This window comes from Streptomyces sp. NPDC088554, assembly GCF_044752945.1.
Taxonomy (GTDB): Bacteria; Actinomycetota; Actinomycetes; order Streptomycetales; family Streptomycetaceae; genus Streptomyces.
The window spans coordinates 1-2,395 of record NZ_JBIVMF010000087.1; the positions used below are offsets into that span (position 1 = coordinate 1).

Annotated in this window: 1 protein-coding gene; it reads left to right on the forward strand. The window is 65.4% G+C overall.

The genetic code is table 11. From position 1 onward, the window contains the following. Positions 1-20: 20 nt before the first annotated feature. On the forward strand, positions 21-2,395 hold a 2,375-nt coding region (locus ACIP8W_RS31875; RefSeq protein ID WP_402205900.1), incomplete at its 3' end, for a polyketide synthase dehydratase domain-containing protein.

A 2,395-nucleotide genomic window follows, 5' to 3' on the forward strand; every position in this document is an offset into this window, starting at 1 on the left:
CCGAGGATGCGGCTGCTCCCGTGGACACCGACTGGGCGAGGGTCTGGCCGCCGGTGGCTGCCGAGGCTCTGTCTGTGGACGGTTTCTACGATGACTTGGCTGAGGCCGGGTATGGCTATGGTCCGGCTTTCCAGGGTCTGAAGGCTGTTTGGCGTGAGGGCGAGACGGTCTTCGCCGAGGTCCAACTACCCGATTCGGTGCGGGAGGAGGCGGCTTCTTACGCTCTCCACCCGGCTCTTCTCGATGCTGCTTTGCATTGTGCTGTTTTTGTTCTGCCGCAGGAGGGTGGGGCCCGGTTGCGGGTGCCGTTTGCCTGGTCGGGTGTGGGTGTGGATGCTTCTGGTGCTTCGGCGTTGCGGGTCCGGCTGACCCGGTCCGGTGTGGATGGTATGAGGATTGTTGCTGCTGATTGCAGTGGTGATCTGGTTGCTGTTGTCGACACTCTCGCCCTGCGCGTTCTCACCTCCGACGAGAACGACACCCACAAAACGCAGGACGGGCTTTTCCGGGTTGCCTGGGAACATGCCCCGGAACTCGTGGGCGATCTCGCTGTGGATGTACCCGCGTATGCTTTCGTGGCCGATCCCGGTGTTCTTCCTGCGGTGCTTGGTACTGTCCCGGGTGGGGATGCTCTGGTGTATCCGGACCCGGTGACGCTGGCCGGGGTTATGGCGGCAGACGGCCCTGACGCTGTACTCCGTACGGTTGTCGCCGTCGTCACCACCGATGATGGTGCCCAGGCCGGGACCGGTGTTGCTGCCGAGGTGCACACTACGGTCGAGCGGGTGCTTGGCTGGGTGCGGGGCTGGCTGGCCGACGACCGTTTCGCGGGTGCGCGTTTGATTGTTGTCACCCGGGGTGCGGTGGCGGTGAGTCCGGGTGAGGTCCTGACCGGTCTGGCGGGTGCGGCTGTCTGGGGGCTGGTGAAGTCGGCGCAGTCGGAGAATCCCGGCCGGTTCCTGCTTGTCGATACTGATGGTTCGGCTGTGTCCTGGCAGGCGCTGGCTGCGCTCACCGATGATGAGGAACCGCAGCTCGCGCTGCGTGGCGGGCAGGCGTACCTTCCCCGGCTGGTCCGGGGCGGGCCGGGTGTTTCCACAATGGTCCCGGCTGCGGGGACCGGGACCTGGCGGCTGGAGATCGGTGACAAGGGCAGTCTGGACGGGCTTTCCCTGCGTGCTGCTCCTGAGTCAGGTGCTCCGCTCGGTTCCGGTCAGGTGCGGATCGCGGTGCGTGCGGCGGGCGTCAACTTCCGTGATGTCATTCTTGCCCTCGGTGTTGTGTCTCATTTGGAGGTCATGGGCAGCGAGGCGGCGGGTGTGGTCCTGGAGGTTGCCCCTGATGTCACTGGTCTCGCGGTCGGTGACAAGGTTATGGGTCTGGTGCATGGTGGCTTTGGTCCTGTTGCTGTCGCCGAGTGCTGGATGCTGACACGGATGCCGTCGGGCTGGAGTTATGCCCAGGCCGCGGGTGTTCCGGTGGTTTTCCTGACAGCTTTGTACGGTCTGCGGGAGCTGGCCGGGCTCCAGCCCGGGGAGCGGGTACTGATCCATGCCGCAGCCGGTGGTGTGGGCATGGCGGCCGTCCAGCTTGCCCGGCATCACTTCGGCGCGGAGGTGTATGCCACCGCCAGTGCTCCCAAGCAGGGGTATGTCCGTGATCTGGGTGTGGCGCCCGACTGTATCGCTTCTTCCCGGAACCTGGACTTCGGGGGCGTCTTCCCCCAGGTGGACGTCGTGCTGAACTCCCTTGCGGGGGAGTACATCGATACTTCGCTGGGACTGCTGGCCGAGGACGGCCGTTTCCTGGAGATGGGTAAGACCGACAAACGTGACCCCGCCCAGGTTCGCAACGATCACCCGCGCTTGCGGCTCTACCAGGCGTTCGACCTCATGGAGGCGGGCCCCGAACTGATCGCCGGCATGCTGGCGGAGCTGATGGAGATGTTCGAGGCCGGGACCCTGACCCCGCTCCCGGTCACCGCCTGGGACATCCGCCAGGGCCGTGATGCCCTGCGTCATCTCGCCCAGGCCCGGCATATCGGCAAGGTCGTTCTGACGATGCCGCGTTCTCTGGATGCTGGTGGAACGGTTCTGGTTACGGGTGGTACTGGTTTGCTGGGTGGTTTGCTGGCCCGGCATCTGGTCACCGTGCATGGTGTGCGAAACCTGCTGCTCGTCTCCCGTGCGGGGGTGGGGGCGGAGGGTGTCGACACTCTTGTGCGGGAGCTGGAGGGTCTGGGTGCGCGGGTGCGGGTTGCTGCTTGTGATGTCGCGGATCGTGCGGCGGTGGCCGCGCTCCTCGATGGTGTTCCGTCGGAGCATCCGCTGACCGGTGTGTTTCATGCGGCGGGTGTGTTGGATGACGGTGTGGTGACTGGTCTGGATGCTGTTCG